Source organism: Mycolicibacterium peregrinum, assembly GCF_001665625.1.
Lineage (GTDB): Bacteria > Actinomycetota > Actinomycetes > Mycobacteriales > Mycobacteriaceae > Mycobacterium > Mycobacterium peregrinum_B.
Map to the genome: position 1 here is coordinate 46,329 of NZ_LZSY01000200.1, position 23,536 is coordinate 69,864.

21 protein-coding genes are annotated in these 23,536 nt (G+C 65.2%); 12 read left to right on the top strand and 9 right to left on the bottom strand.

Annotation, left to right across the window (positions count from 1 at the left end; translation table 11 throughout):
- Positions 1-7 precede the first annotated feature (7 nt).
- Genes A5779_RS31875 through A5779_RS31885 form a run of 3 tightly spaced genes read right to left on the bottom strand, consistent with a single transcriptional unit; the run spans position 8 to position 2,889 of the window.
- Positions 8-814: an NYN domain-containing protein gene (locus tag A5779_RS31875; protein ID WP_064887972.1), complete on the bottom strand. Its 807-nt coding sequence runs from the start codon at positions 812-814 to the stop codon at positions 8-10.
- A 28-nt stretch (positions 815-842) separates the two neighbouring features.
- On the bottom strand, positions 843-1,838 hold the full coding sequence (locus A5779_RS31880) for an ABC transporter ATP-binding protein (protein ID WP_064887974.1): 996 nt from the start codon (positions 1,836-1,838) through the stop codon (positions 843-845).
- 1 nt (position 1,839) lies between these two features.
- Positions 1,840-2,889, bottom strand: a complete 1,050-nt coding sequence (locus A5779_RS31885) for an ABC transporter permease (RefSeq protein ID WP_064887976.1) — start codon at positions 2,887-2,889, stop codon at positions 1,840-1,842.
- 152 nt (positions 2,890-3,041) lie between these two features.
- On the opposite strand from A5779_RS31885, the gene A5779_RS31890 reads away from it, so the two are divergent.
- The gene (locus A5779_RS31890; RefSeq protein WP_064887977.1) at positions 3,042-4,691 is read left to right on the top strand and encodes an acyl-CoA synthetase; all 1,650 of its coding nucleotides are present in this window, start codon (positions 3,042-3,044) and stop codon (positions 4,689-4,691) included.
- 222 nt (positions 4,692-4,913) lie between these two features.
- Positions 4,914-5,234 (top strand): PASTA domain-containing protein, encoded by a 321-nt coding sequence (locus A5779_RS31895; RefSeq protein WP_064887979.1) that lies wholly within the window; start codon positions 4,914-4,916, stop codon positions 5,232-5,234.
- A 108-nt stretch (positions 5,235-5,342) separates the two neighbouring features.
- Here the strand turns inward: A5779_RS31895 and A5779_RS31900 are convergent, their stop codons facing one another.
- Positions 5,343-6,341: a hypothetical protein gene (locus A5779_RS31900; protein ID WP_064887982.1), complete on the bottom strand. Its 999-nt coding sequence runs from the start codon at positions 6,339-6,341 to the stop codon at positions 5,343-5,345.
- A gap of 273 nt (positions 6,342-6,614) precedes the next feature.
- On the bottom strand, positions 6,615-8,189 hold the full coding sequence (locus tag A5779_RS31905) for a serine/threonine-protein kinase (RefSeq protein WP_064887985.1): 1,575 nt from the start codon (positions 8,187-8,189) through the stop codon (positions 6,615-6,617).
- 130 nt (positions 8,190-8,319) lie between these two features.
- Here A5779_RS31905 and A5779_RS31910 point away from each other — a divergent pair, with 130 nt between their 5' ends.
- Positions 8,320-9,273, top strand: coding sequence for a hypothetical protein (locus A5779_RS31910; protein ID WP_064887987.1), 954 nt, complete (start codon positions 8,320-8,322; stop codon positions 9,271-9,273).
- An 8-nt stretch (positions 9,274-9,281) separates the two neighbouring features.
- Here A5779_RS31910 and A5779_RS31915 read toward each other — a convergent pair whose 3' ends face one another.
- On the bottom strand, positions 9,282-9,773 hold the full coding sequence (locus A5779_RS31915; RefSeq protein WP_064887989.1) for a hypothetical protein: 492 nt from the start codon (positions 9,771-9,773) through the stop codon (positions 9,282-9,284).
- Between the two features lie 199 nt (positions 9,774-9,972).
- Here A5779_RS31915 and A5779_RS31920 point away from each other — a divergent pair, with 199 nt between their 5' ends.
- The 3 genes from A5779_RS31920 (at position 9,973) to A5779_RS31930 (ending at position 12,772) form a co-directional block, all read left to right on the top strand.
- Positions 9,973-10,719 carry a Mut7-C RNAse domain-containing protein gene (locus A5779_RS31920; RefSeq protein ID WP_064887991.1) on the top strand — a complete coding sequence of 249 codons (747 nt, stop codon included), beginning with the start codon at positions 9,973-9,975 and terminating at the stop codon, positions 10,717-10,719.
- A 128-nt stretch (positions 10,720-10,847) separates the two neighbouring features.
- Positions 10,848-11,288: an NAD(+)--rifampin ADP-ribosyltransferase gene (gene arr, locus A5779_RS31925; protein WP_064888008.1), complete on the top strand. Its 441-nt coding sequence runs from the start codon at positions 10,848-10,850 to the stop codon at positions 11,286-11,288.
- Positions 11,289-11,353: 65 nt separating this feature from the next.
- Positions 11,354-12,772 carry an SDR family NAD(P)-dependent oxidoreductase gene (locus tag A5779_RS31930; RefSeq protein ID WP_064888010.1) on the top strand — a complete coding sequence of 473 codons (1,419 nt, stop codon included), beginning with the start codon at positions 11,354-11,356 and terminating at the stop codon, positions 12,770-12,772.
- Positions 12,773-12,796: 24 nt separating this feature from the next.
- On the opposite strand, the gene A5779_RS35025 is transcribed toward A5779_RS31930, so the two are convergent.
- Together A5779_RS35025 and A5779_RS31940 are read right to left on the bottom strand one after the other, a co-directional pair.
- Positions 12,797-13,048, bottom strand: coding sequence for a phosphatase domain-containing protein (locus A5779_RS35025; protein ID WP_082941940.1), 252 nt, complete (start codon positions 13,046-13,048; stop codon positions 12,797-12,799).
- Positions 13,049-13,342: 294 nt separating this feature from the next.
- Positions 13,343-13,921, bottom strand: a complete 579-nt coding sequence (locus A5779_RS31940; RefSeq protein ID WP_064887993.1) for a TetR/AcrR family transcriptional regulator — start codon at positions 13,919-13,921, stop codon at positions 13,343-13,345.
- 97 nt (positions 13,922-14,018) lie between these two features.
- On the opposite strand from A5779_RS31940, the gene A5779_RS31945 reads away from it, so the two are divergent.
- The 6 genes from A5779_RS31945 (at position 14,019) to A5779_RS33290 (ending at position 18,871) form a co-directional block, all read left to right on the top strand.
- Positions 14,019-15,287, top strand: coding sequence for an NADH:flavin oxidoreductase/NADH oxidase family protein (locus A5779_RS31945; protein ID WP_064887995.1), 1,269 nt, complete (start codon positions 14,019-14,021; stop codon positions 15,285-15,287).
- Positions 15,288-15,309: 22 nt separating this feature from the next.
- On the top strand, positions 15,310-16,014 hold the full coding sequence (locus tag A5779_RS31950) for a type 1 glutamine amidotransferase domain-containing protein (RefSeq protein ID WP_064887997.1): 705 nt from the start codon (positions 15,310-15,312) through the stop codon (positions 16,012-16,014).
- A complete protein-coding gene (locus A5779_RS31955) occupies positions 16,014-16,919 on the top strand; it encodes an acetoacetate decarboxylase family protein (RefSeq protein WP_064887999.1) in 906 nt (301 codons plus the stop codon). The genes A5779_RS31950 and A5779_RS31955 overlap by 1 nt, the downstream gene beginning before the upstream one ends.
- Positions 16,920-17,064: 145 nt before the next feature.
- A complete protein-coding gene (locus A5779_RS31960) occupies positions 17,065-18,012 on the top strand; it encodes a hypothetical protein (protein ID WP_236734949.1) in 948 nt (315 codons plus the stop codon).
- A gap of 69 nt (positions 18,013-18,081) precedes the next feature.
- Positions 18,082-18,438 carry a hypothetical protein gene (locus tag A5779_RS31965; protein ID WP_131811728.1) on the top strand — a complete coding sequence of 119 codons (357 nt, stop codon included), beginning with the start codon at positions 18,082-18,084 and terminating at the stop codon, positions 18,436-18,438.
- A 40-nt stretch (positions 18,439-18,478) separates the two neighbouring features.
- Positions 18,479-18,871: a hypothetical protein gene (locus A5779_RS33290; RefSeq protein ID WP_082941941.1), complete on the top strand. Its 393-nt coding sequence runs from the start codon at positions 18,479-18,481 to the stop codon at positions 18,869-18,871.
- A gap of 818 nt (positions 18,872-19,689) precedes the next feature.
- Here the strand turns inward: A5779_RS33290 and A5779_RS34195 are convergent.
- Positions 19,690-23,445, bottom strand: coding sequence for a hypothetical protein (locus A5779_RS34195; RefSeq protein WP_207549148.1), 3,756 nt, complete (start codon positions 23,443-23,445; stop codon positions 19,690-19,692).
- Between the last annotated feature and the right edge of the window lie 91 nt (positions 23,446-23,536).

Here is a 23,536-nt window from a genome sequence, read left to right on the forward strand (position 1 = left end):
GCGCCGGCTACCGAAGCTTGACCATGCGCGTCGTCGAACTCTCATCCAACTCGACGACATCGGAACGTGACCGCAGGAAGTCGCTGAAAGACTTGAAGCCCAAAGACTTCTCGCTGAACGACGGGTCCATCCGCTTCATCTGGCCCTTGACCGCCGAGTTGTGTAGCCACTCGACGTCGTCCTTCTCCAGGCCGATCTGTAGCGCACGGGTCAGCAGCGCGGTGGCCTGGGCCTGCGGGTCGGGCTCTTCCTTCTTGCGGGTCCGCCTCTGCTGCTTGGGTTCCGGCTCTGGGGCCGGCGTGGGGATGCCGGGCAGGGCGTCGTAGACGACAAACTCGTCGCACGCGGCGGCCAGCATCCGGCTCGAGGAGCCGGCCACGCCGATGCCGACGACATAGCGGCCCAGGCGTTTGCAGCGTTGGGCCAGCGGGATGTAGTCGGAGTCGCCGGCCACGATCACCACGTGAGTGAGGTCGGGCAGGCGGAACATGTCCTCGACCGCGTCGACGGCCAACCGGATGTCGGCGCCGTTTTTGCTGTAGGCGGCGGTGGGGAAGAGCTGCACCAGATCGACTGCGCGGCCGACGAGCTGTTCGCGGTATCCGGCGTTGACATCGGCCGACCAGTCCGCGTAGGCGCGGGTGAGCACCAGGGTGCCGAAGGAGGAGGCGAAGTCCAGGATGGCGGCGACGTCGACGGTAGCCTTGGTGAGCTTGTCGGCCTCCAGACCCTTCGCCTTGTCCTTCTGAAATGAGTTGCGGCCGTTGACCTGGTCGTAGCGGGAGATCACGATGTTGTCGAAGTCGAGGTACACCGCGACGCGGGTGTCGAGTTCGGTCGTCTCAGTCCTCGGCCTCGGATTCGGGTTGCCCGATCAGGTTACGGGCGCCGGTAGGGCCGAGCAATTCGCGGAACGCCTGGACGGTGTAGCCGACGACGGTGGCGTCGGTCTTCGCGCGGGCGGTGGCAGACCGGGGCAAGCTGAACAATGGCCCCATCTCCCCGAAGTAGTCGCCGGGGCCGACGACCTTGATGACTTCCTCACCGCCGCTGGCCAATTCGCGGGCCAGTTCGATGTCACCGTCGGTAATGATGTAGATCAGGTCGCCCATCTCGCCCTGGGAGAACAGCACCTCGCCGGCTCCGATGGTCACGGTCTCGGTGTTCTGATGCTCGACGGCAACATGCGGGACGAGCTCGACCACGTGGTCGGCCAGCGGCAGGATGCGGGTGTCGTGGGTCGCGACGACGACCACGTGGTCGCCGCTGGCGAGCTCACGGATGAGCCGCAGCACTTCCTCGACCTGAATGAAATCGAGGTGGGCGGTCGGCTCGTCGGCCAGGATCAGCGGCGGATCGAGCGCGATCGCCCGGGCGACCGCGACGCGTTGCTGCTGCCCGCCGCTGAGATCGCCGGGGCGGTGGTGCAATCGGCTCTCAAGGTTGACGCGGGTGAGCAATTCGGTGGCGCGTTCGCGGGCTTCACGCCGGGTCCGGCCCGCGGCGCGCAGGGGCACCATCACGTTCTCCAGCGCGGTCAGGCTGGGCACCAGGTTGAAGGCCTGGAACACGATGCCCACGGTGTCGCGCCGGTAGTCCGAGAGCGTCTTCTTGTCGAGCGTTGTCACGTCGATGTCGCCGAACTCGATACGGCCCGCAGTCGGTTTGAGGATCCCGCCGAGGCATGACAGGAGCGTGGTCTTCCCGCAACCGCTGGGGCCCAACAGAATTGACAGCGAACCGGCGGGGACTTCGAGGTCGAGGCCGTCGATCGGGCGTACCGCGTAACCGCCGCTGGAGTATTCCACGACGAGGTCTTTGACCATCAGATCTGCCATATCAGGGACCTCGGAATGCCAGTGCGGGGTCGACGTTCACGGCGCGACGCAGCCCGGCCACACTGGCCAGCAGGCCCACCGCGACAGCGACGATCGGTAGCGCGACGAATGCCACGGTCGGCACGTCACAACGCATCGGGAAGAGCGGTCCGAGCAGCAAGGACAGCCCAGCGCCCAGCACCGCGGCCAGCAGAGCGACCGTCACGGCCTGCATGGCCAGGCCGGCCATGATGGAGCGGCTGGCCACGCCGACGGCCTTGAACACCGCGAAGTCGCGCGTGCGTTCCAGCGCCGACAGGTAGATCACCGAGCCGACGATCAGCACCGCGACCGCCCACAGCAGGCCGGCCATCAGGCTCATCGCCTGGTTGGCGCCCCGCAGGGGACGCACCATGTCGTCGATGGCGCCGAACCGGTCGACGATCCGAAATTCCGGTGGCGGTGAGCCCGGGTTGCCGACGATGCCGACCGAGGAGATCAGCTTCTGCCCGGAGAACAGCAGCAGCTGGGCGCCGGGGACCGACAGGTAGATGTTGTCCTGGGCGGCCAGTGCGGTGAGGTCGTCGACCAGGCCGACGACGCGCAGTTTCGCCGCGCCGACCGCGACATCTGAGCCGATCGGCTGGTTCATCGTCGTCGAGACCGCGACCTCGTCGGTGGCGCGCGCGGCCCGGCCCTCCTTCAGCGCCGGCGTGCCCGGCCCTGCCTCGGGTACGCCGAACACGTTGACGTTGCGCGGGGTGCCGTTGTTGGGGATGGTCGAGGAGCCGTAAACGAGCGGGACGGCGGTGGTGACGCCGGGCAGCCGGGCGGCACGCTGAACGTCGGTGAGCGGCAGCGGTGCCGAGCCGAGGAACGGGCCAGCCGCACCCGCTTTGATCATGTATGCGTCGAGGCCCAGGGCGTCGACGCTGCGTTCGGCCTCCACTCGGAAACCATGGGCCAGACCCGTCAACACCAACGTCATGGCAAAGACCAGGCCGGTGCCGACGGCGGCGATCAGGAATCGCCGTCGCCGCCATTGCAGATCGCGTAACGCCGCCATCAACACGTCGGTGCCCTCCGCATCTCTGCCGACGTTACCGAGGTGGATGTTGCTGGTGGCGGTTATTGGGGCATTTGGTGTGGGGGGTGCGGTTTCGTACCGGTGACGGACGCCCCGCGCACTGCTACTGTCCAGCGAAATCGGCGAGGGGCAGAGGTATGCAGGCAATAGCCGAAGTTCGGCAAAAGCTGGGTCAGATCATCGAGTCGGGGCATGCGGTGGCGCGGCTCGTCGACCGGGGCATCATCGAGCCACTGGACATCGGCGCGGCGGTGCGCAGCGCCAAACTTGCCGGGCTGTACGGGCCGCAGGCCACCATGGCGATTCAGGGCGGGCGCCGGTACGCGGACCTGCCTGCGGTGGTCGACGAACGCGGCACGTTGACTTATAAGCAGGTCGACGACCAGTCATGGGCGTTGGCACATGGCCTGCAAGGTCTGGGGCTCAAGGAAGGCTCCGTTGTCGGGCTGCTGTGCCGGGATCACCGCGGCCTGATCGTCGCGATGGCCGGCTGCGGCAAACTCGGTGTGCGGCTGGTGCTGATGAACACCGGCTTCGCCAAACCGCAGTTCGCGGAGGTGTGTGCGCGCGAGGGCGTCAGCGTGGTGATGCACGACAGCGAGTTCCTCGGACTCCTCGACGCGCTCCCTGCCGAGCTTCCTCGGGTACTGACCTGGGTGGACGACGACGCCGAGTTACCCGACGGCGCACAGACAATCGACGACATCGTGGCCGCCAACCCGACCGGACCGCTGCCCCCGCCGAGCAAGCCCGGAGGGTCGGTCATCCTGACCAGCGGCACCACCGGTCTGCCGAAGGGCGCCCCGCGCGACGCCGTGTCCCCGTTCGCGACCGCGCAGATCGTCGACCGAGTTCCGTTCCCGCGCAAGGGAACCATGGTGATCGTCTCGCCGATCTTCCACAGCACCGGGTGGGCCACCTACCTTGTGGGTGCTGCCTTGGGCAACAAGGTGGTGACGGCGCGACGGTTCAACGCCGAGGGCACGCTGAAGCTGATGGCAGAGCACCGGGCCGACATGCTGGTCGCGGTGCCGACGATGCTGCACCGGATGGTCGAACTGGGCCCCGAGGTGCTCGCCAAGTACGACACGTCGGCGCTGAAGGTGATCCTGATCGCCGGGTCCGCACTGAGCCCGGAGTTGTCCACTCGGGTCCAGGATGCCTTCGGCGATGTGCTGTACAACATGTACGGCTCCACGGAGTGTGCCATCGCCACCATCGCCACGCCGGCCGAACTGCGGGCCGCTCCAGGAACTGCGGGGCGTGCCCCGGTGACCTGCGAGGTGGTGCTCTACGACGAGAACGACCAGCGGGTACAAGGTGCCAACCGTCGCGGCCGGATTTTCATCCGCAACGGCGCGCCGTTTCAGGGCTATACCGATGGCCGAACCAAGCAGATCATCGACGGCTACATGTCCAGCGGCGACATGGGCCATTTCGACGAGAACGGACTGCTGTTCGTCGACGGCCGCGACGACGACATGATTGTCTCCGGTGGTGAGAACGTCTTCCCACAGGAAGTCGAGAACCTGCTGGAGGAACGCGACGACATCGCCGAGGTGGCGGTGGTCGGTGTGGATGATGTCGAGTTCGGAAAGCGGTTGCGGGCCTTCATCGTTGCCGAACCTGGTGCCAGCCCTGACGCGGCCGAGATCAAGCTGCACGTGAAGAACAACCTGGCCCGGCACAAGGTGCCCCGCGATGTGGTGTTCGTCGACGAACTGCCGCGCAACGCCACCGGCAAACTGCTGCGACGGGTACTCGTCGAGATGGTCGTCGATAGCTGACGTCTGCGTCATCACGCTCAGCTTCCAATGTCCTGTTGGGGACGCTGTGACGAGTGTGCAGCCTTTTCCGCCAGAACTGCGAGATCGCGTTGAAAGCCTGCACGCTCGTCACAGGCACGGCCCGTGAGACTCCTCTCTCCTGCCGCAGGGCGCGTCGGTGGGAGCTGGGTTGTCGGTGGCTAGTGCGGACGATGCGCGGTTCACTTCAAACAGGAGGTTGTTATGAAGCGTGTATCGGTGGCAGTCGTCGGTCTGGTGGCCGCCGCTCTGGCGACGAGTCCGGCGGCGGTGGCGTCGCCGTCGTGGACCATGCCGAATCTGATCGGGATGGACCTGCAGGGTGCACAGGACGCGATCCAGTCGCTGACGCATGGCGAGGTGTGGTTCAGCAGCTCGACCGATCTGACCGGGAAGGGCCGGGCCCAGATCAGCGACCGCAACTGGCAGGTGTGCAGCTCGACGCCGCCGCCCGGGGCGAAGTTCTCTGCGTCGACCAAGATCGACTTCGGGGTGGTGCGCATCGAGACGGAGAAGTGCCCGTGATGGTGTGAGTGGGTCTCGGTGTGGCTGAACGCGCCCGCTGGGGAGGATTGCGGTGACAGTGCCAAGCGAGTGGCACTCGCGGCGGTCCAGCGGGTGCCTTGAGCGTGGTTACCGCTCGCAGAGGTGCACCATCTGCGTATCGGCGTCGACCAGTCGTTGAACGATGTTGAAATATGACACTTTTCGGATACGGATGCCGTCGTTGGAGAGTCCGGGTGTACGGGCTTGTTCGACGATGTCGACAATCTCGGACGAAAGGTCACTGATCTGTCGCAGGCGCCGGCCGACGGCCGGATCATCGACCCGCTCGGCGTAGCGGCCGAGTTGAGCCGACCACGTTCGGTACTCCGATAGGTCGGGCCCACCGGGGCCGATCTTGCTGGAGTCGAGAAGCTCTCGGTGGTCACTGATGTAGCGAGCCGCACCGATGGCGGTTCGGCAGTCGCGACCGGAGAACTGGCTCAACATGCCGAATGCCAGCCCGGCCACGACAGCCAACAGAAGGACCAGACCGGCTCGAAGCCAGCGCTGGCGGGTCGTGGGCGGCGCCGCAGGCGCCACTGTCTGCGCGACCGCACCGGCAACCTCCGGATCGGCGTCGGCAGCAGTGCGCAATCGTGCCAGATGCGGTTCACGGCGACGCCGGTCCCACTTCGGCCAGACCTGGCCGACCACCAACATCACGGCGATAGCCAGGTAGAGCAGGGCGAGTCGCGGTTGGTCCGCGAAGAATTCGAGCACCGGGAGCGCAATCGCGAATAATCCGATGAGCACCCAGCTGAGACGGCGGCGTGCCGGGGTGACCCGGTCCCGATACGCATTGCTGAGATCGATGGCGCGGACAGCAGCGGTCAGGACGGCCGGGTCAGTGGGTATCGGTTCGCTCCGCAGCGCCCGGGCCACAGCGGAGCGCTGCGCGGCGGTGAGCCCTTTCAACACGGTGGCGTACGTGTTCACGACGGGCTGCGTGATCAGTGTGATCGGGATGGCAGCGAGCAGCCCGAATGCGGCCAGGCCGATGGCCACCGCCCAGGCCGGCCAGGGTGTCCACCAATGGTATTGCGGGTGAACCACTGCCCACCCGAACAACAGGATCCACACCGTCATCCACACCGATATGACTAGCCACCGAGCCCACCATGGTGCGGTGTTGTACCAAACCCACAACGGACAATGTCCTCTCGACGGATGGCGCCGCGTTCAGCCACTCCCTGAGATTGTGACATCGCTGGTCACCTGCCCGGTGCGCCAGTTTCCCGCCACGGCACCGTCAGCTCGGCGGGAACAGTGTGCGGGTGAATCCGTCAAACTTCTTGACGGATTCACCCAGACAGGTTGTCGAGAGCCAGGACTCGTTCAATCCGAGGTATTCGTCGCTGGTCAATTGAACGCAGTGCTGCCGGCCACGGGATGCGTCGTGCTGATGAGCTTGGCGTAGCAGTGATTTCGATCGAAGCCGTGGTCGCTGCACCAGGCCAAGGCGCCGCTTGCGGTGGGATAGGTGATCGGCGCGATGGTGACCCAGAAGTTGGGCGCGTCGAACGTCGACCAGTCACCGGACCACAGCAGCTTGGCGCCGTACTCGTGGCGCAGCCGCAGATGCTCTTCCAACGTCAACTCGTTGTCCCACACCACACCTTGGTCGACGACGCCCGGCCGCTTGGAACTCAACTGCGGCACCCATCGATCGGAACCCTGGGTGCTCACGACGGTGTGGTCTCCCAGTGAGATCTGGCGTAGCTGTGCCGAACTCGACGCTTCGGCGTTGCGGGTCGCCGTCGGCGTATACGACGGCGTGGCAGCCGTTGTCGGCACCGGCGCCGTCTTGTACACGGTGGGCCCGGCGACGGTCACGCCGGTCGGCGGCGAGAGCGCCGATGTCTGAGCCGGTGACGCGTCGTCTGAGTTCTTCGACAGGAGCAGACCGATGACCAGCCCGACCCCGCCAAGCAGGAGCGCAGCCACCAGCACGACGGCAGCCAGCGGCACCAAAGATTGCCGCGGAGGCGGTCCAGGCTCAGTGACGCCGGATGCGATGTGCGCGACGACCGGCGGTGCGGTGAACACCGGGGGTGAAACATACGGCGCCATCATGGTTTCGGCACTGGCGGCGACCCGCTCGTCAGTTGTGTGCAACGCCCGTTGCGCGGCGCGCCCCAATGCGCCGGCGCTGCCGTAACGGTCGTCGGGCTCCTTGGCCATGCCGCGCGCGATGACGGTATCCAGGGACGTGGGGATCCCGGAGTGGGCAGTACTGGGCCGCGGCGGCGGGGTCGTCAGATGCGCCGCGATGAGCTGTTCGTTGCTATGGGTCGGGAACGGCGCGTCGGCGGTCAACGCCTCGTAGAGCACGCAGGCCAGCGAGTAGACGTCGGCGGCGGGCGTGCACGGCTCGTCGCCGAACCGTTCCGGGGCCATATAGCTGAACGAGCCGATCCGGCTGTCCGCCTGGGTGAGGCTCGAATCGCCCTGGGCCTGAGCGATACCGAAGTCCAACAGATAGGCGAAGTCCGCGGAGGTGACGATGATGTTCTGCGGCTTGACGTCCCGGTGGATCAGCCCGCGAGCGTGCGCGGCATCCAGCGCGGAGGCAATCTGCTCGACGATGGTTACCGCGCGGCGCGGCTCGAGCGGGCCGGTGTTGATGAGGTCGTGCAGGGTCTGCCCGCGGACCAGGCGCATGTCGATGTAGAGGTTGCCGTCGATCTCGCCCCAGTCGTGAATCGGGACGACGTGGGGCTCCTCCAAGCTCGCCGCTGCCTGCGACTCACGCAGGAACCGGGTGCGGAACTGCTCGTCGTGGGCAAACTCCGCGCGCAGGATTTTCAGGGCGACGGTCCGGCCCTTGTCGGTGTCGACGGCCTCGTACACCTCGCCCATGCCGCCACGGCCGAGCAGCGCGGTCAGCGCATATTTGCCGAACCGGCCACCCACGCCCGGGTTGTTCTCGACCATCCTGTGTGCCTCCTCGACTGGCGAACAGGCGAACGTAGCGCGGGGTGCCGACAAGTTTATTTCGCGTTTGCTGGTTCCGGAGCGGAATTGGCGTGTCGCTGGTGCCGGCACTGGCCGTAGGCTCAGGACCATGCGATTCGCTCCCGTTGCCGCCGCGATGTTCGTCGCGGTGATGGTTGGGGTGAGCGGCTGCACCGGTGTGCCCGACCGTGAACGGGAAGCCGGCGACATCCGGAGCCGCATCGCGGCGATGCCAGGGGTGTCCGACGTCGGCCTGATCTATGACAACGGCATCCTCGAGGGCACCCGGTTCGAACTCGCGGTGTCGATGGACCAGGCCACCGATCAGCAGGTCGGCGCAGTGGCTGCACAAATCGACGAGCTGCGCGGCAAGGACTTCGCGAAGTTCGACCAGCGGGTGAAGATCATTGTGGCCAAATGGACTTCGCTGTCCGCCGGCACCGATCTGCCCGACGACATCGAGCACGTGAGCGGACTGGTGCGTCGCCTTCGTGCCGACGTTCCGGCCGGGGAAATGAGCTGGTTCAGCGGCGCCGCGCCGGACGCGTCGAAGATAGAGGTTCGGGATGCCGAGGAACCCGGTGCGGCGGTCGACGCCATCCTGCGGATCTTCGCCGACCGGCCGCCCAGCGGCATCGAGGTGTCTGCCGCCGATCGGGTCGCCGATCCGCACTGGATGATCGTCAACCGGTTCACCCCCGCGGATAAGCAGCGTATCGACCAGCAATTGGCTGCAGCAGCTCCCGCCGACCCTGGCTGGATCGGCGTCCGTGACGGGCGGATCGACCACTTCACCTTCGGTGTGCCGACGCGGGAGACCGCCTACGAGGACATCGTGCGAACCATCCACGCGCTCGAGGCCGGTCCGGAGCATCCGGTCAGCCTCACCTGGGCCTGGCCCGGCATTAAGTACCGCTACGACGAGCCACGCTGGGCGGGCACCGCCATGATCGGCAAATGCGAGTACGTCAACGGCGACCGGACCGTGTCCGAACCGCTCCTCCCTGAGGCGTTGGCGTTGCAACAGCGCATCCGCGACGAGTTCGACACCTGCCTCAAATAGCGGCCGGGTCAGCCTTGGCCGGCGGGGGTCAGTTTGATCGCGCAGAGATGTTCTCGGTCGATCGCCTCGGTGAACTCGTCGAGCGTGGGGATGCGCGGATCGAGGAACGTCAAACCCATCATCCGCTGGGCGCGTTTGGCGCCGTAGGACTCGGCGCAGCGGTGGAACAGGTCGGCGACGGCCGCGCGGTCCGCGACGAGTTCGCCGTGCATGGTCGTCGTCTGGCCATCCAGTAGGACCTCGGCGGTGGCGCCGCCGCGGAAGTTGATCTTCCACGCGGCGTCGGTCATCGCATAGAGCGTGTTGTCGATGACGTGTGCGGTGAGCGGAATCGCGTACTGCCGTCCGGTCTTTCGTCCCCGGACGTTCAGCACCATGAACTGTTTGCGGGTGGCGCCGGCAAACGGGGTGCGCACCAGCAACCGCATGATCGGGTTGACGACGCGCAGCATCAGTTTCGGCGGATGCGCCACGGTGACCGCGGGCGACTGCTCTGTCATGACCTCAAGCTAGGCTGATTGTTCGGTGTTGCCCAGGGGGCCGGTGGATGCTGATCGTGTCCTGGCTGCCACCTGTCCGACTGAAACCGTCAAAACTTTTGACGGTTCCACGCCGGCTGATCCAACGGCTTGCCGTCATCGTGTCCATCTTTCATGTCAATGATTGCAGCCGGCGAGGGACGAGCGTCACCATGGCGATATGGCCGGTTTCGTCACGGTCCGGGTCTACGCCGAGCTCAACGACTTCGTGGAAGCGGACTCGCGCGGCCGCGTCGTGCGCCGGCCTTGCCGGAGCCATCAGACCGTCAAGGACGTCCTCGAGGCCATGGGCATTCCGCACACCGAGATCGACCTGATCCTCGTCAACGGGGACCCGGTGGGTTTCGACCACCGCCCGGTCGGCGGCGATCGCATCGCGGTGTATCCGATGTTCGAGGCGCTCGACATCGGGTCCACGGCGCGGCTTCGGCCCCAGCCGTTGCGGGATCCGCGGTTCGTGATCGACGTCAACCTGGGACGCCTGGCACGACTGCTCCGAGTGCTCGGGTTCGACGTGTGGTGGTCGAGCGACACCGACGATCAAAAGCTGGCCGACATCAGCCTGGACCAGCAGCGGATCCTGCTGACACGAGACCGTGGGCTGTTGAAGCGTCGCGCGATCACCCATGGCCTGTTCGTTCACTCGCAACAGCCCGAGGAGCAGACGCTGGAGGTGATGCGGCGGTTGGACCTGCGACGGCGAGTCGCGCCGTTCACTCGGTGTGTGCGGTGCAACGGCAGGCTGGCTGCGGTGGCGAAGGAGCAGGTGATCGACCACCTTGAGCCGTTGACCCGCCGCTACTACGACGAGTTCAGCCAGTGCCCGGAATGCGGGCGGATCTATTGGGCCGGTTCACATTTCGCGAGATTGACCAGCCTGGTCGACGGGCTGCTCGAACAACTCTGATCGCTCGGGCGAATCGGATTGGCTGGGCGCGAAGCACATTGGCCTCTTCCCACTCTCACTATACGGCGGGGGGTGGGGCTTGCGGCAAGGCCCCTGACGTGCTGCACAATCTTCCGGTCCGTGACGAGATGGGGGATTTTGTGACGAATACGCCGAAACCGTTCGAGGTGCACGAGTCCGGTGCGCTCCTGCACGGCACCAAAGCAGACCTGGCGGTGGGTGAGTACCTGGTGCCCGGCCGTGAGTCGAACTACGAAGCCGGCCGGATCATGAACCACGTGTACGTCACCCGCACGTTGGATGCCGCGGTGTGGGGAGCCGAGATGGCCGCCGGCGAAGGACCGGGCCGCATCTACATCGTCGAACCCGAAGGTGCGCTGGAGGACGACCCGAACGTGACCGACAAGAAGCTGCCCGGAAACCCGACCTGCTCCTACCGCACCCGCGAGCCGGTGAGAATCGTCGGTGAGCTCACCGACTGGGTGGGGCATTCACCCGAGCAGCTGCAAGACATGCGCGACGGCCTGGCTGACCTCCGTCGGCGCGGGCTGGACGTCATCTACGACTGATCTCTCCAGGCCCCGCCGGTTCGCTCGATACGGGGATTTGTGCCCACTCCCCGTACCCTTCGATGGTGAACGCGATCGACCCCGACCAGCTCAGCACGTGCCTACGGGTGCTGTCCGAGGTGGACAAGCTGCCTCCCGAGCACCCCGACGCCGTTGCTGTGCGGCTCGCCACCGCGAAGATGTTCAAGGCGCTGAAGAAGGCTCGCCGGACCGCCAAACGCGACGCGATCGCGGCCGCTGACCGCGCTGTCATCGCCGCTACCGCCACCGGTGCGCCGGGACGGATCGACGACGAAACCCAGGGCTTGCCGCTGGTGTCCACCGCGGTCGGGGCCAGTGCGGGCACGCTGCTGCGCTCGCGGGCCTGCTACATCTGCAAAAAGCACCACACCGTGGTCGACGCCTTCTACCACCAGCTTTGTCCGGAATGCGCCGCGATCAACCGGGCCAAGCGGGATGCCCGCACCGACCTGACCGGGCGCACGGCCCTGCTCACCGGCGGGCGCGCCAAGATCGGCATGTACATCGCGCTGCGGCTGTTGCGCGATGGTGCACACACCACGATCACCACCCGGTTTCCCAACGACGCGGTGCGCCGCTTCGCCGCGATGGAGGACAGCGCCGACTGGCTGCACCGGCTGCGGGTGGTGGGTATCGACCTGCGTGACCCGGCTCAAGTGGTTGCTCTTGCCGACGAGGTGGCCGCGCAGGGGCCGCTGGACATCCTGATCAACAACGCTGCGCAGACGGTGCGTCGCGCGCCGGGCTCGTATGCCGCGCTGGTGGAGGCCGAGCGCACCCCGCCGCCGGCGTTGGTCGACGTCGTCACCTTCGACCACGTCAGTGACGCGCACCCGCATGCCCTGGCCGGGAGCCTCGGCGAGCACCCCACCGCGCACGCGCTCACCGAACTAGCCCTGACGGCCCGCAGCGCCTCGCCGGAGCGGATCGCTGCGGGGACGGCCATCGACGCGGGTGGGCTGCTGCCCGACACCGCGTCGGTGAACAGCTGGACCCAACGCGTGCACGAGGTCGACGCAATGGAGCTCCTCGAAGTGCAGCTGTGCAACCAGACCGCGCCGTTCATTCTGGTGAGCCGGCTGCGTCCCGCGATGGCCGCGTCACCGGCCCGGCGCAAGTACGTGGTGAACGTGTCCGCGATGGAAGGCCAGTTCGGCCGCGGCTACAAGGGGCCCGGGCACCCGCACACCAACATGGCCAAGGCCGCACTGAACATGCTGACCCGCACCAGTTCCGGGGAAATGCTGGAGCAGGACGGGATCTTGATGACCGCCGTCGACACCGGGTGGATCACCGATGAGCGTCCGCACCCGACCAAGCTGCGGCTGGCCGAAGAAGGGTTCCACGCACCGCTGGATCTGGTGGATGGTGCTGCACGCGTGTATGACCCGATCGTGCGTGGGGAATTGGGCGAGGATCTGTACGGGTGCTTCTTGAAGGACTACTCGCCGGCTAGTTGGTAGGGCGGCCTCGCTCGCGGCCGGCGTCTACCGGACGCAGCGGGCTCGCAGGAGGTCGTGCTGAGTAGTCGACTCTGGACACGGGTATGCGGCTTTCCTTGTCCCCGCGCGTAATTCGGCGATACGGGCGATGACGTCGTCATAGCTCAACCCGGATTCGGCGAGCAGGCACCCGATCACCGTGCTCGTCCGGCCCTTCCCGCCCCAGCAGTGCACGTACGATGCGGCCGGCGTCCCACTCGGAGTGGATGCGAGCCAGGATTGCGTCGTAGCCCGCATCAGCGAGGACGCCGTAGTCGGGAATCGGATGCGCGAAGTACCGCGCTATGCGCCCGGAATTCTCAGCTGCCGCGCGCAGAAGCTCTCGGTAGGGGGCCAGCCGGTCAGCGTCGGTGGTGAGGTCGATGATGGTGTCGATTCCGGCGCCGAGCAGGACGCGGATCTTGGTTTCTGCGTTCTCGGGTGTGGTGGCACCGGGGTATTCACCGGCGAGCAGCCGGTTCGGCTCGACCCACCACGCGTGCAGGACGTCGTCGTGCGGCCACTCCATGCTGCCGAGGTTAGCGACCGGCGTCAGGCGAGCTGTCCGAGCGCCGCCCCCACCGCTGCGCGGACCGTGGTGGCGACGGTCTCGGGGGAGGAGGCATCGAACTTGCCGTCCAGGTGCAGGAACGCCAGACCGTGCACGAGCGCCCACACCGCATTCGCCATCGCATCCGGATCTGACGTGGGAAGCGCCTGCCGCACAATCGATCTGAGGTACTCGCTGATGGCCTCGACCGCGGCGACCCGTTCGGGGCTGGTGGGGTCGCAGGGTTCGGCGAACATGGCCCGGAACAGGCCGGGGCGTTGCAGCGCGAAGTTCACGTAGGCGATGGCGATGTCGGCGAGGTCGTCCGTCGTTTTCGGTGACGGGTTGGCCGCGGCCAGCTGGGCGGCCAGGTCGCGGTAGCCCACCGCGGCAACTGCGGACAACAGCGCGTCACGGTCGGCGAAATGCCGGTACGGCGCGGCGGTCGAGACTCCTGCACGCCGTGCGGCCGCGCGCAGCGACAGTTCGTTGGCGCCGCCCTCTTCGAGCAGTTCCAGCGCGGCCTGCACGAGCGCGCTGGGCAGGTCGCCGTGGTGATACGACCTCGTTGACGTGGGCATTCGGGACTTACCTCACAAGTGTTGACACCGCTTACATGCTCCCCGTATGTTAGCAGCAAGATAAAGTAAGCACCGTCAACATCGGTAGGAGTTCCCAATGTCGAATGCCTCGGAGGCGTTGTTCGCGCCCCTGCAGCTGAAGTCCGGTCAGGTCTTGCGCAACCGGATCGCGAAGGCGGCCATGGAAGAGGGCATGGCCGGGCGGGCGCAGCTGCCGGATGAGCGGCTGACCACGCTGTACCGGAAGTGGGGCGCCGGTGGCACCGGCCTGCTCATCACCGGCAACGTCATGGTGCACGCGGAGGCGATGACCGGGCCCGGTGGCGTGGTGCTGGATGCGGACTCACCGCTGGAGCCCTTCGCGGCGTGGGCGCGCGCCGGCAAGGACGACGGGTCGGCGATGTGGATGCAGATCAGCCACCCCGGCCGTCAGGTCCAGGCCGGCATGCCGGGCGTGGTGTGGGGGCCGTCCGATGTGGCGGTCGAACTCGGACGACACTCCAAGCGATTCGGCCAGCCGGTGGCGATGACCGCCGAGCAGATCGCCGACACCATCACCCGCTTCGCCACCACTGCGCGCCGCGCCGAGCAGGCCGGATTCGACGGTGTCGAGGTGCACGCCGCGCACGGATACCTGTTGTCGCAGTTCCTTTCTCCGCTCGTCAACACCCGTACCGACGAGTGGGGCGGCTCGCTGGAGAATCGTGCCCGGCTGCTCTTGGAGATCGTCCGAGCGATCCGCGCCGAGGTGTCACCGGGCTTTTCCGTTGCGGTGAAACTGAATTCGGCGGACTTCCAGCGCGGTGGGTTCGACGCCGATGACGCCCGCAAGGTGATCGACATGGTCGCCCCGCTCGGCGTCGACCTGGTCGAGCTCTCCGGCGGCAGCTACGAGAGCCCGGCCATGACCGGCCGTCCGGCCGACGAGCGCACTGCGGCCCGCGAGGCGTACTTCCTGGACTTGGCGGCCGAGCTTGCGGTGAGCAGCCCGATCCCGCTCATGCTGACCGGCGGCATCACCCGGCGTCAGACCGCCGAGCGGGTGTTGGAGAGCGGCGTCGCGGTGGTCGGCATGGCTACCGCGCTGGCCGAAACCCCTGACCTGCCGGCGCGCTGGCGCCACGGCGCGGAGGCGACCGGACGGCTGAAGCCCGTGACCTGGTCGGACAAGCCGCTGGCCTCCATCGCCAGCATGGCGATGGTGCGCTACCAGATGCGCCGGCTCGGCGCGGGGAAGAAGTCTGCGCTGGGAGTCGGACCGGCGTTCGCGTTGGTCGCCGATCAACTCGTGGCACGGCGAGCCATGCGTCGGTACTCGCGATGGCTGGCGTCGCGGCCGCGGGTGGGTACTCGTACGTCGGTTTAACGGATCGGGACAGGAGACGATCATGACGAAAGTGCTGATGGTGATCTCGGCGGCCGACCGCTGGACACTCAACGACGGGACGGTACATCCGTCGGGGTACTGGGCCGAGGAGGTGGCGCGGCCGCACCAGATCTTCACCGAGGCGGGGTGGCAGATCACGGTCGCGACACCGGGTGGCAAGGCGCCGACGCTCGACAAGCTGAGCCTCGGGATCTCCGGTGGTATGCCGTGGAAGCGCCGGGAGGTCAAGCGCTACCTCGACAGCATCGCGAACGTGCTGGCGCACCCGGTGGCACTCGACACCGTGAACGCCGACGATTACGACGTCGTGTTCTACCCCGGCGGGCACGGCCCGATGGAGGATCTCGCCTACGACCCGGTCTCCGGTGCGCTGTTGGCCCGCCGGTTGGAGTCCGACAAGCCGCTCGCGCTGCTGTGCCACGCGCCGGCGGCGATCCTGGCCGCTGCTGGGCCGGACGGCGCGTCGCCGTTCGCCGGTCGGCGCATGACCGGTTTGTCGAACCGCGAGGAGTTGTTGAACAGCTTCGGGCGGAAGGCACCGTGGCTGTTGGAGGACAAGTTGAAAGAGGCCGGAGTCGACTACTCCAAGGCACTGCTGCCGCTGCGTCCGCATGTCGTGGTCGATGGCAATCTCTACACCGGGCAGAACCCGCAGTCCTCGGAGAAGTTGGCGGAGCGGCTGGTGGCCGACGTGGGGAGGGTCTGATGGTTGCTTCGAATGTGGTCGAGGTCGACCTCGGCGGTCATTTGGTTGCGGTGCCGAAAGGTGGTCTGTATGACCGGTTTCGGATGCGCACCGATCTTGACGAGGTCGCACGTGATCCGCGCGTTTCCAGTGTCGACTTCTTCCGGAAGCTGCCCAAGACCGAGGTCAACTCGGCGATCGGCCCGACGCTGACCCCGAACTTCTACTACCGCATCTCGACCGCGCGGCTCGTCATGCTGGCCCGATCCCGGAACATCCGCACTCGGTTACCGAAAGAACTTGCACCGCTGGAGGTTGCGCCTGGCCTGGGGATCGTCTCGGTGATGTTCTTCCGCTACGACGTGTGTGACATCGACTTCTACACGGAGGCCGCGGTCGGGGTGGCGGTGCGGCCGGCGCGACACGGCAAGCTGGGGTTCGCCGACTTGGCGAGCAGCCTGGCCAACGATCACCTGCACTCGTACGTGTTGTCGCTGCCAGTGAGCACACAGATCGCCCAGGTGCGCGGGCATGACGGGTACGGGTTCCCGAAGTGGGTGACGGGGCTTGATGTCTCCATCGACCCGGGCCGGACTGTGGCGCGCGTCGGCAACGACGACGGTGGGGTCGACCTAGCGCTCTCCGCTGTCACCCCGCGTCAGGCGAAGTATGAGACGGGGGAGCGGGTTTCGACGCTAACGTCGTACACGTCATTGGGTGGCGCTTGGCATTCCACGCTGAGTCAGACCAATGTGTTGTCGGCCGGGACGGCACGCTTTCCTCGGGGTGTGGATCTGCAGGTCGGTCAGGGGAGGATGGCTGATGACCTGCGGGCGCTCAAACCCATCAGGACCATTCAGTTTGATGTCGTCACGGAAGGTCAACTCGCGCTGCACATGCCGGTGCCGGTGTCGGTGCGGGACTGATCTGCTGGTCAGTTGAACGCCGCGCTGCCGGCCACGGGATGCGTCGTGCTGATGAGCTTGGCCCCACTGGCACCGATCACCACACACCCCACTTGTCGGCAGTCAGCCGTAGCGTCGCGTCAAATCTCTTGGGGGGAATCCAATCGTGAAAAGAGCCCAGAAGCGCAAGCGGATGTACTACCACGGCGGCGTGCCCGGGGGACGCCCCGGGGATCTGATCTTTCCGGCCGCCGAACTCGGATTGGACTACACCGCCGCGTATTTGTTGACTCCCGGTATGCCATTGCAGATGCCGAAGTACGACCCCGAACGGGTGCACTTCACCACTCATCCCGGGGTGGCGCGGGGTTATGCTGCGCTCTACGTCGAGCCGAGGATCGGAGAGGTACCAGGAGACGTCTATCGCGTCGTGGTCGACGGCCCGATCGAGGCCGATCCCGACTACAGCGATCCGAAACTCGCCGGCATCTACGGCACCAGCCGCAAACCGCTCACGATCGGTGCGGTCGTGGAACGAAACGTCGTGCTCGATCGGCGCCAAATCAACGAAGCCGGATGGCCATACCGCTGTTTCTACGGCGAATGGGAACCCGTTCACGCCCAGGACGGCACCGTTTTGGCCTCGCATGAGATGCGCGACCTCGGTGCCACCGACGACTATCTCCAATTGCTGCCACGGTGGATGGACGCGCGTGAATTCGCCGACGGCGGCCGCTTGTGGAAGCCAGGAATGGAAGGATCTCGGTGGGCAAGTCCTGACGAGGTGCTGGAGATTCTTGTCCACCTGGGCTTGGACACCGGCCCGCACATCATTACGACCGACAACATCCACGCACGCTATGAAAATGGGTCCAGCCGCCCGATCCTGTTCGGCTACTTCCAATGCCAGGAATGCGGAGCCACATTCGGCGATCCCACGATCAGGCTCGACTGGCAGAAATCAGCGACTCATACGGCCGCCGTGCACCAAGCCGGCGACGACCTTGTCACCATCGCACAGTTCAACGGAGGCGACTTGGACGGCTACCTGCACGCCATGGCGCGACGATCACCGCAGCGCTGGGCTTCGTGGAGCAGCCCGATCCAGCACTGACAACGAGTGCGTGGGGCTTGCTAGCTCGCTGTGGTGGTCAGTGATGATGAGTGCGGAGGTGGTCCGGACATGGACATGACCATGCGGGTTATTTTGCCGCTAGCTGCGCTGGCAGCCTTGACGATGGTGATCGCGGTCCAGTTGTTCCGACTGCGCGGCGGAGGTGCGAGCCGTCAGCGCCACGCCGGTGCGGTGATCTCCGGGAACCTCCAGCTGGTTTGCGCGGTGCTTCTCGCCACCTCGGCGGTGAAGCACACTGAAACCTGGCGCCTGTTCAACGTGGCGGCGGCCGTGCTGTGCCTTTGTGCAGGGTTCATCGCGCTGCGGCGCGGACTCAAGACAGAGCCTAGATGTGTGAGCCGGTTTCGCTCTGCTCACCCAGGCGGGTCAGCTGCTAGCTCCGACGTCGGATCTGTCCACCATTAAGCAGGCCAGTCCTGTCACGTCCACGTGCTTTAATCGCGCCATGCAGGATGAGCCTTCTGTAGGCCGCGGTGGTGCTGACCAGTGGCTGGCGACGATCGGCGATATTTCTGTCTCGGAGTATTGGATCTCGACACCAGCTGGGCAATTTCCGATACGTGGCTCCGCGTGGACGGTCACGGACATGTCCACCACCGAAGAGCACTTCCCAACCGCCGCGATAGTTCTCGCGATCTTGTTTACCTTGGTCTGCCTGCTCGGCCTACTTTTCTTGTTCCTGATGAAGGAGGTGCGCCAGGTTGGGTTTGTTCAGGTCGTGGTCCAGGGCGACGCGTTCTGCTACTCGACGATGATTCCGGTGACACACCCTCAAGACGTCCTCGCCATCTACGACGAAGTCGAATACGCCCGCGAGTTAGCCGGTCAGCCGGCCTAGTTTCAAATCCAGTTGTAGTTCGCACGCGCTGTATCCGAATCAAATCTGGATGTCATCGACTCCCACTCGGCACAGACAAAATCCTGCGCATCAAGCAGTTTCGTTGGCGCGTTCGGGTCCACCGCCGCGACGGAGCGGACCATGCGGGCACTAGAAGCGAGGATAGCTTGCGCGACAAGGTAAGTGTTGGCAGCGCAAATGTAGGCCCGGGCCGTCGCCAGCGCCGTTCAGCGCAGAGACGAGCCGGTCGCCACCGTTCGCCGTGGTATGACGGGACGCGATCGACAAATGCTCGCGAGTATGCGATGTACTGCTGATACCAGCGAGGATGCGGCGCACTGTGCTGGGTTCATCTCGGTCTGACGGGCGAGCCTGCTCAACCACTGTTGTGCCGGCCTACGCGGACGATCTGGCAGCTGGGGTGTGCAGTGGTGCCGATCAGCACGGTTGCTGCGGTGTCGTGTGCGGCGGCGAGCTGGTGCAACCCAGCGTCGTCAACGTTGATGGCTTCCCCGCGAAGGACACTCTAAGACAGGCGGTGGTTAGGACTGTCTGCTGTGCCGATGTTGTGGCGGTATCGACGAAATTATTCGTCCTCGCCAGTGTGCTTGGCTGTTTGAATAGCAATGTGGCGTAACCGCTTTGCGACACGCCAGCAGCGTACGCGTGGTATGGCCTGGTTGGGCCAACCGATGAGCGCATTCGAACGGTACCCGTGGGGGCTCACTTCACAGGCTCTGGCAACGCAAGGTCAAGAGTAGATCGCTTGGGCATCGATGGCGGAGTCCAAGGTCGACCGTGGTCTTTGCGGCCAGGCTCTACTGCTTGCTTGCAGATGTCTCCGATCCTGCCAGCCTGTGGCTCAAGAACTCCGCTGCTGCGGGGTGATCAATGGTCTGACCGGTCTTCTCGGACACCTGGCGCGTCCATTGATCCTTTACGAGCTCGAACACCACCGTGTGCTGCTGGTCGGTACCGATCAGCATCCGCCGGGTCATGAAGAGGCGGCCGTGTTCGCGCGCTTCCTTGCGGGTCGGTGGACGTGTCGCGAGACATGCAGGGCACAGCAAAAGGTCGTCGGCGGTTCGGTCAGCGCAGCGCCGGCAGATCTGCGTTGTGCAGCACGCACACAACATCAGCCGGTCCATACAAACGGAGCATGTCAGTCCCCCGCAATAGTCGCATGGCGGGCTGTTGACCCCGAAATGGCCTTCGCGATCGATCATTCCGACGTCCATTGCCTGACCGGTGGCGTTGCTGATCCGCCGGGCATCTGTCTGCCCGGCCGCGAGCACACGGTCGTACTGCCACTCATTGCCCCCGTGGACTGTTACGTGCTGGTTGACGTGACTGCCGATTGTGAGCGTGGTTTGACGACCAGTGGGGCCGGCTGCTCGCTCGAGCGCGGCCGCAAGCTGGGCCGAGAGCGGATGGGTTTCAGGCGCCACTATGCGTGCCGTCGGCGCCCATGCCGCCAATGCTGCCGATGTGGTGTCCGCCCCGACACGGGGCCCCGTTGTGAGCGCTCCTACGGGATCCACCTTGAGCGAAGGCGACACTGCGGCATTCGTGACCGTGGAGAGTCGGAGCTTTGCCGGATCGGTGAAAGCCGAGACGCAGTCTGCGTCACCAAGTCCCATCAAACGCGACAGTGCTGTGGCAGCGCATGCATTCTCGGACGCCCGGATCACGTACCAATCGGTTTGTTCTGTACGACGCACGCCGAGGACACGCAGTGATGCCACCTCGACAATCGCAGCATGGGCACGCCGGCCAGAAGCGTAGGAGAGCAAGCGTGGCTGAGGCTGCCAGGCTTGGGAGACCCAGGCCGGAAATCCTGTGTCATCTTGTTCCCAGTTCGCCAGCTCGCGATGAGTAGTGGTCCTGTCCTGAGTCACCTCCAAGATCCCGACCGGCGTGATTGCCACATCGTGGCCTAGCCGTTCCCATCGGAGAACCATTTTGGTGGTGGAGGGGTCCGCCAGAGTTTTCAGAACCCGGGCAAGGGCATGTGGTGTGTTGTGGGCAGGTTGGGGAAGTAGCACTGTGGGAGGAAACTCGCCGGTCACCAGCGAGGCCAGCTTTTCTTCGGGGCGGGCGAACAGCGCCGCAGAGCGTTCGGCGACGCCAAGCTGGGGGATAGACCACGTGGCGCAGTAAGTGCGTTCGGTTTCCACCACGATGTGTGGGTCTGGAAGTGCGGCTTCGGGCTGGAGCAGCTCGACGATCGGCACTACTTGGGTCTTGTAGCTGTTGCTTGAGGCCAGGCGCAGCCGGTAGTCGTCATCAATCATGCTTCTGCCGAAGGCAATCCATTGTGCGACCAATCCGCTTCGGATGATCGCCTGCTCGTTTGCCTTACCTCGATTCAGTATCACCACAGTCGCATTTGCGTCTGATCCGATGAGTGCAGAAGTGCCAACGGCGGCCAGCTCCGGTGGCAAGGTTGTCAACTCTTGTTCCGTTGCCAGATGGAGATTCGAGCAAGCGGGACACACTTCGCCGATACGGCACACACCACAGACGGTGCGATCGCAGAGCGGGCAGTGGGCGACTTGGGGCTCGCGCCCGCAATCGGAGCACGCATGGTCATCGCACAGCAGGCAGCGGTCCTGCGGGACCGTGTGGACTGACGTTGAGCAACGACGGCAGACTGATGTCGAACAGCCAGTGCAGGCGATGGTGGCGCGTCCTTCGACCGGATCGCAGGCTCGACATGCCCAGGAGTGGCACGCGCCGCATTGCTCTGAGGTGCCGGCTGCGTAGAAGTGGCCGTCACGGCACACACCGAAATCAGTTTCTCGGAAGCCACTGTCATCCAGCTTCGGAAAGACTACTTCGCCGTCGAAACTGCGGTAGGTGTGAGTGGCTCGGCTATGGCCTTGCCAGGTTTCGGTCACTTCGAATCCGTTGTACAGCAGGTCTGTGAACGGCCGCTGGGCCTGGTGAAGGAAGGCTTTTTTCAGCTCGTCCGGCAATGGCGGTAAGCGTTTCACTGCAGCGTGATCGGGGTGAATGCCCACCGACTGCAACGTCGCGGTGTCGGCGGGTATGGCGTCTGAATCGAACTCGATCGCAACGCGTTCGACGACCGGTTTGATGTCGCGGTTGACGAGGCTGCATTCGGAAGGTGTAGGGAACGGCCCTGCGATAGACAGCGGTTCCTCGGCGCGCTTGCCGAGCCGTCCTCCCGGTGTTCCCAACGAATTCAGATAACGGAGGCTGCCGAGCTGGTACGGAAGGGAAAGTTCGTCGGGCCCAGCGATCCACTGTGTCATGTCCGCCGGCGACCCGGATTCGCCAACATTGACGAGAAGAGCCTCGTTCCTTGCCTGGACAGTTACGTGCACTCCGTCAAGGTCAGCCGTAGCTAGGGTCCCGTCACCGGCAGATGGGGTGATCCACTGAAGTTGTGCTGCTTCGGTGGCTTTGGTTTTCAGTGTTCCGTCATCGCCGACGATCGTGATCTCTTTCACCAGGCGGTCGGCTTCCAGATAGAAATCGGTGAATGTGGAACGGCGGGTCAAAAGAACAGCTGGGGGAGCGGGCGGAGGTACATCGCGTCGAAGTGTTTGAAGCAGAGACTCTAGGCGGAACTCCTGCTCGGATCTGACACGCACGTCCGGCTGAATCGGCAAGTCGGATACCACCTCACGGTCGATCGCCGAGCCGGTGGTTCCGGTGAGTGAAAGTTCAATGGCGACCGCAGCGAATGCGTTTACCTTGACCCGGGTTTCGTCCTGGAGCATGGGCCTCTTCGTGAGATCGCGAAACGTCAGGCCGCAGTCGGCCGGAAGGCTGTTACTCGCAGCGTAGGAACGGAGTCGAGCCCGTTCTCGATCTGCGATGTCTCCGCTGGGGACCAGAGTTTCGGTCCATCCTCCAGGACGGATCAGCTGAGCCATGCGCTCACCGACGAGCAATGTCGTTCCACCGTTCAAAAACCAGGCGACCGCGTTCTCCTCGTCGAGTTCGGGTGCCCGGACGGGGGTTACGCACTTGCCACACAGCCCGTTCGTCTTGGTGCGGCATCCTCCGCAGGTCGCAGCGCCACAGACGGGGCAATCGGCAAAGACGGCTGCTGTGCCGCACTCCTTGCACAGGTACTCGTCGCATGATTCGCAATGGGTCGACTCGGATTCATCGATCCAGTGTGCGTTCGAGCACAGTGCCAGGACATTGATCGCTTCCCCGGATACGTCACTCTCGACCATCAGAGCCTCATCCAGGCCCCATTCGTAGGTCAGGCCTCGTTCGGCTCCACTTGGGCCCGACCAGATCTCCTCGACGATCCAGTCGTCCTCGTTCAGTGTCACGGCAAGCACTTTCGCCCGGGCGCGGATATCGGGCTGTCGGCTCAGGCGTTTCTCCTCGGAACGCAGCGCTTTGCTGAGCCGCAATTTGTCCTCGTAGGCGGCTTCATGGATCTGTGCGCTGTAGCCCTTGGCAATTCGTTTCAGCTCCTGGGCTTGGTCTTTCGTGACCTGGTGTTCGCGATCGCGACGAAGCGATTCGAGTTGCCCGGCAGCCGACTTCTCGAATTGGGCAACCACCTTCGACGGGGTGTCAAACACTGCGGGCAGTGTTTCCCCGTCCTGTAGCGGGCGACGCGGCAGCCGTTGTTGATTGTGTCCGTTGATGTCAGCGGTGATCAGATGCTCGGTG

Excerpts from the sequence above, each read along its gene's own strand:
- A5779_RS31880 (WP_064887974.1), bottom strand. The coding sequence starts at position 1,838 with ATGGCAGATCTGATGGTCAAAGACCTCGTCGTGGAATACTCCAGCGGC.
- arr (WP_064888008.1), top strand. The coding sequence starts at position 10,848 with ATGGGGGATTTTGTGACGAATACGCCGAAACCGTTCGAGGTGCACGAG.
- A5779_RS31920 (WP_064887991.1), top strand. The coding sequence starts at position 9,973 with ATGGCCGGTTTCGTCACGGTCCGGGTCTACGCCGAGCTCAACGACTTC.
- A5779_RS31910 (WP_064887987.1), top strand. The coding sequence starts at position 8,320 with ATGCGATTCGCTCCCGTTGCCGCCGCGATGTTCGTCGCGGTGATGGTT.
- A5779_RS31950 (WP_064887997.1), top strand. The coding sequence starts at position 15,310 with ATGACGAAAGTGCTGATGGTGATCTCGGCGGCCGACCGCTGGACACTC.
- A5779_RS31940 (WP_064887993.1), bottom strand. The coding sequence starts at position 13,921 with ATGCCCACGTCAACGAGGTCGTATCACCACGGCGACCTGCCCAGCGCG.
- A5779_RS35025 (WP_082941940.1), bottom strand. The coding sequence starts at position 13,048 with ATGCGGGCTACGACGCAATCCTGGCTCGCATCCACTCCGAGTGGGACG.
- A5779_RS31895 (WP_064887979.1), top strand. The coding sequence starts at position 4,914 with ATGAAGCGTGTATCGGTGGCAGTCGTCGGTCTGGTGGCCGCCGCTCTG.
- A5779_RS31890 (WP_064887977.1), top strand. The coding sequence starts at position 3,042 with ATGCAGGCAATAGCCGAAGTTCGGCAAAAGCTGGGTCAGATCATCGAG.
- A5779_RS33290 (WP_082941941.1), top strand. The coding sequence starts at position 18,479 with ATGCAGGATGAGCCTTCTGTAGGCCGCGGTGGTGCTGACCAGTGGCTG.
- A5779_RS31955 (WP_064887999.1), top strand. The coding sequence starts at position 16,014 with ATGGTTGCTTCGAATGTGGTCGAGGTCGACCTCGGCGGTCATTTGGTT.
- A5779_RS31915 (WP_064887989.1), bottom strand. The coding sequence starts at position 9,773 with ATGACAGAGCAGTCGCCCGCGGTCACCGTGGCGCATCCGCCGAAACTG.
- A5779_RS31905 (WP_064887985.1), bottom strand. The coding sequence starts at position 8,189 with ATGGTCGAGAACAACCCGGGCGTGGGTGGCCGGTTCGGCAAATATGCG.
- A5779_RS31965 (WP_131811728.1), top strand. The coding sequence starts at position 18,082 with ATGGACATGACCATGCGGGTTATTTTGCCGCTAGCTGCGCTGGCAGCC.
- A5779_RS31900 (WP_064887982.1), bottom strand. The coding sequence starts at position 6,341 with ATGACGGTGTGGATCCTGTTGTTCGGGTGGGCAGTGGTTCACCCGCAA.
- A5779_RS31945 (WP_064887995.1), top strand. The coding sequence starts at position 14,019 with ATGTCGAATGCCTCGGAGGCGTTGTTCGCGCCCCTGCAGCTGAAGTCC.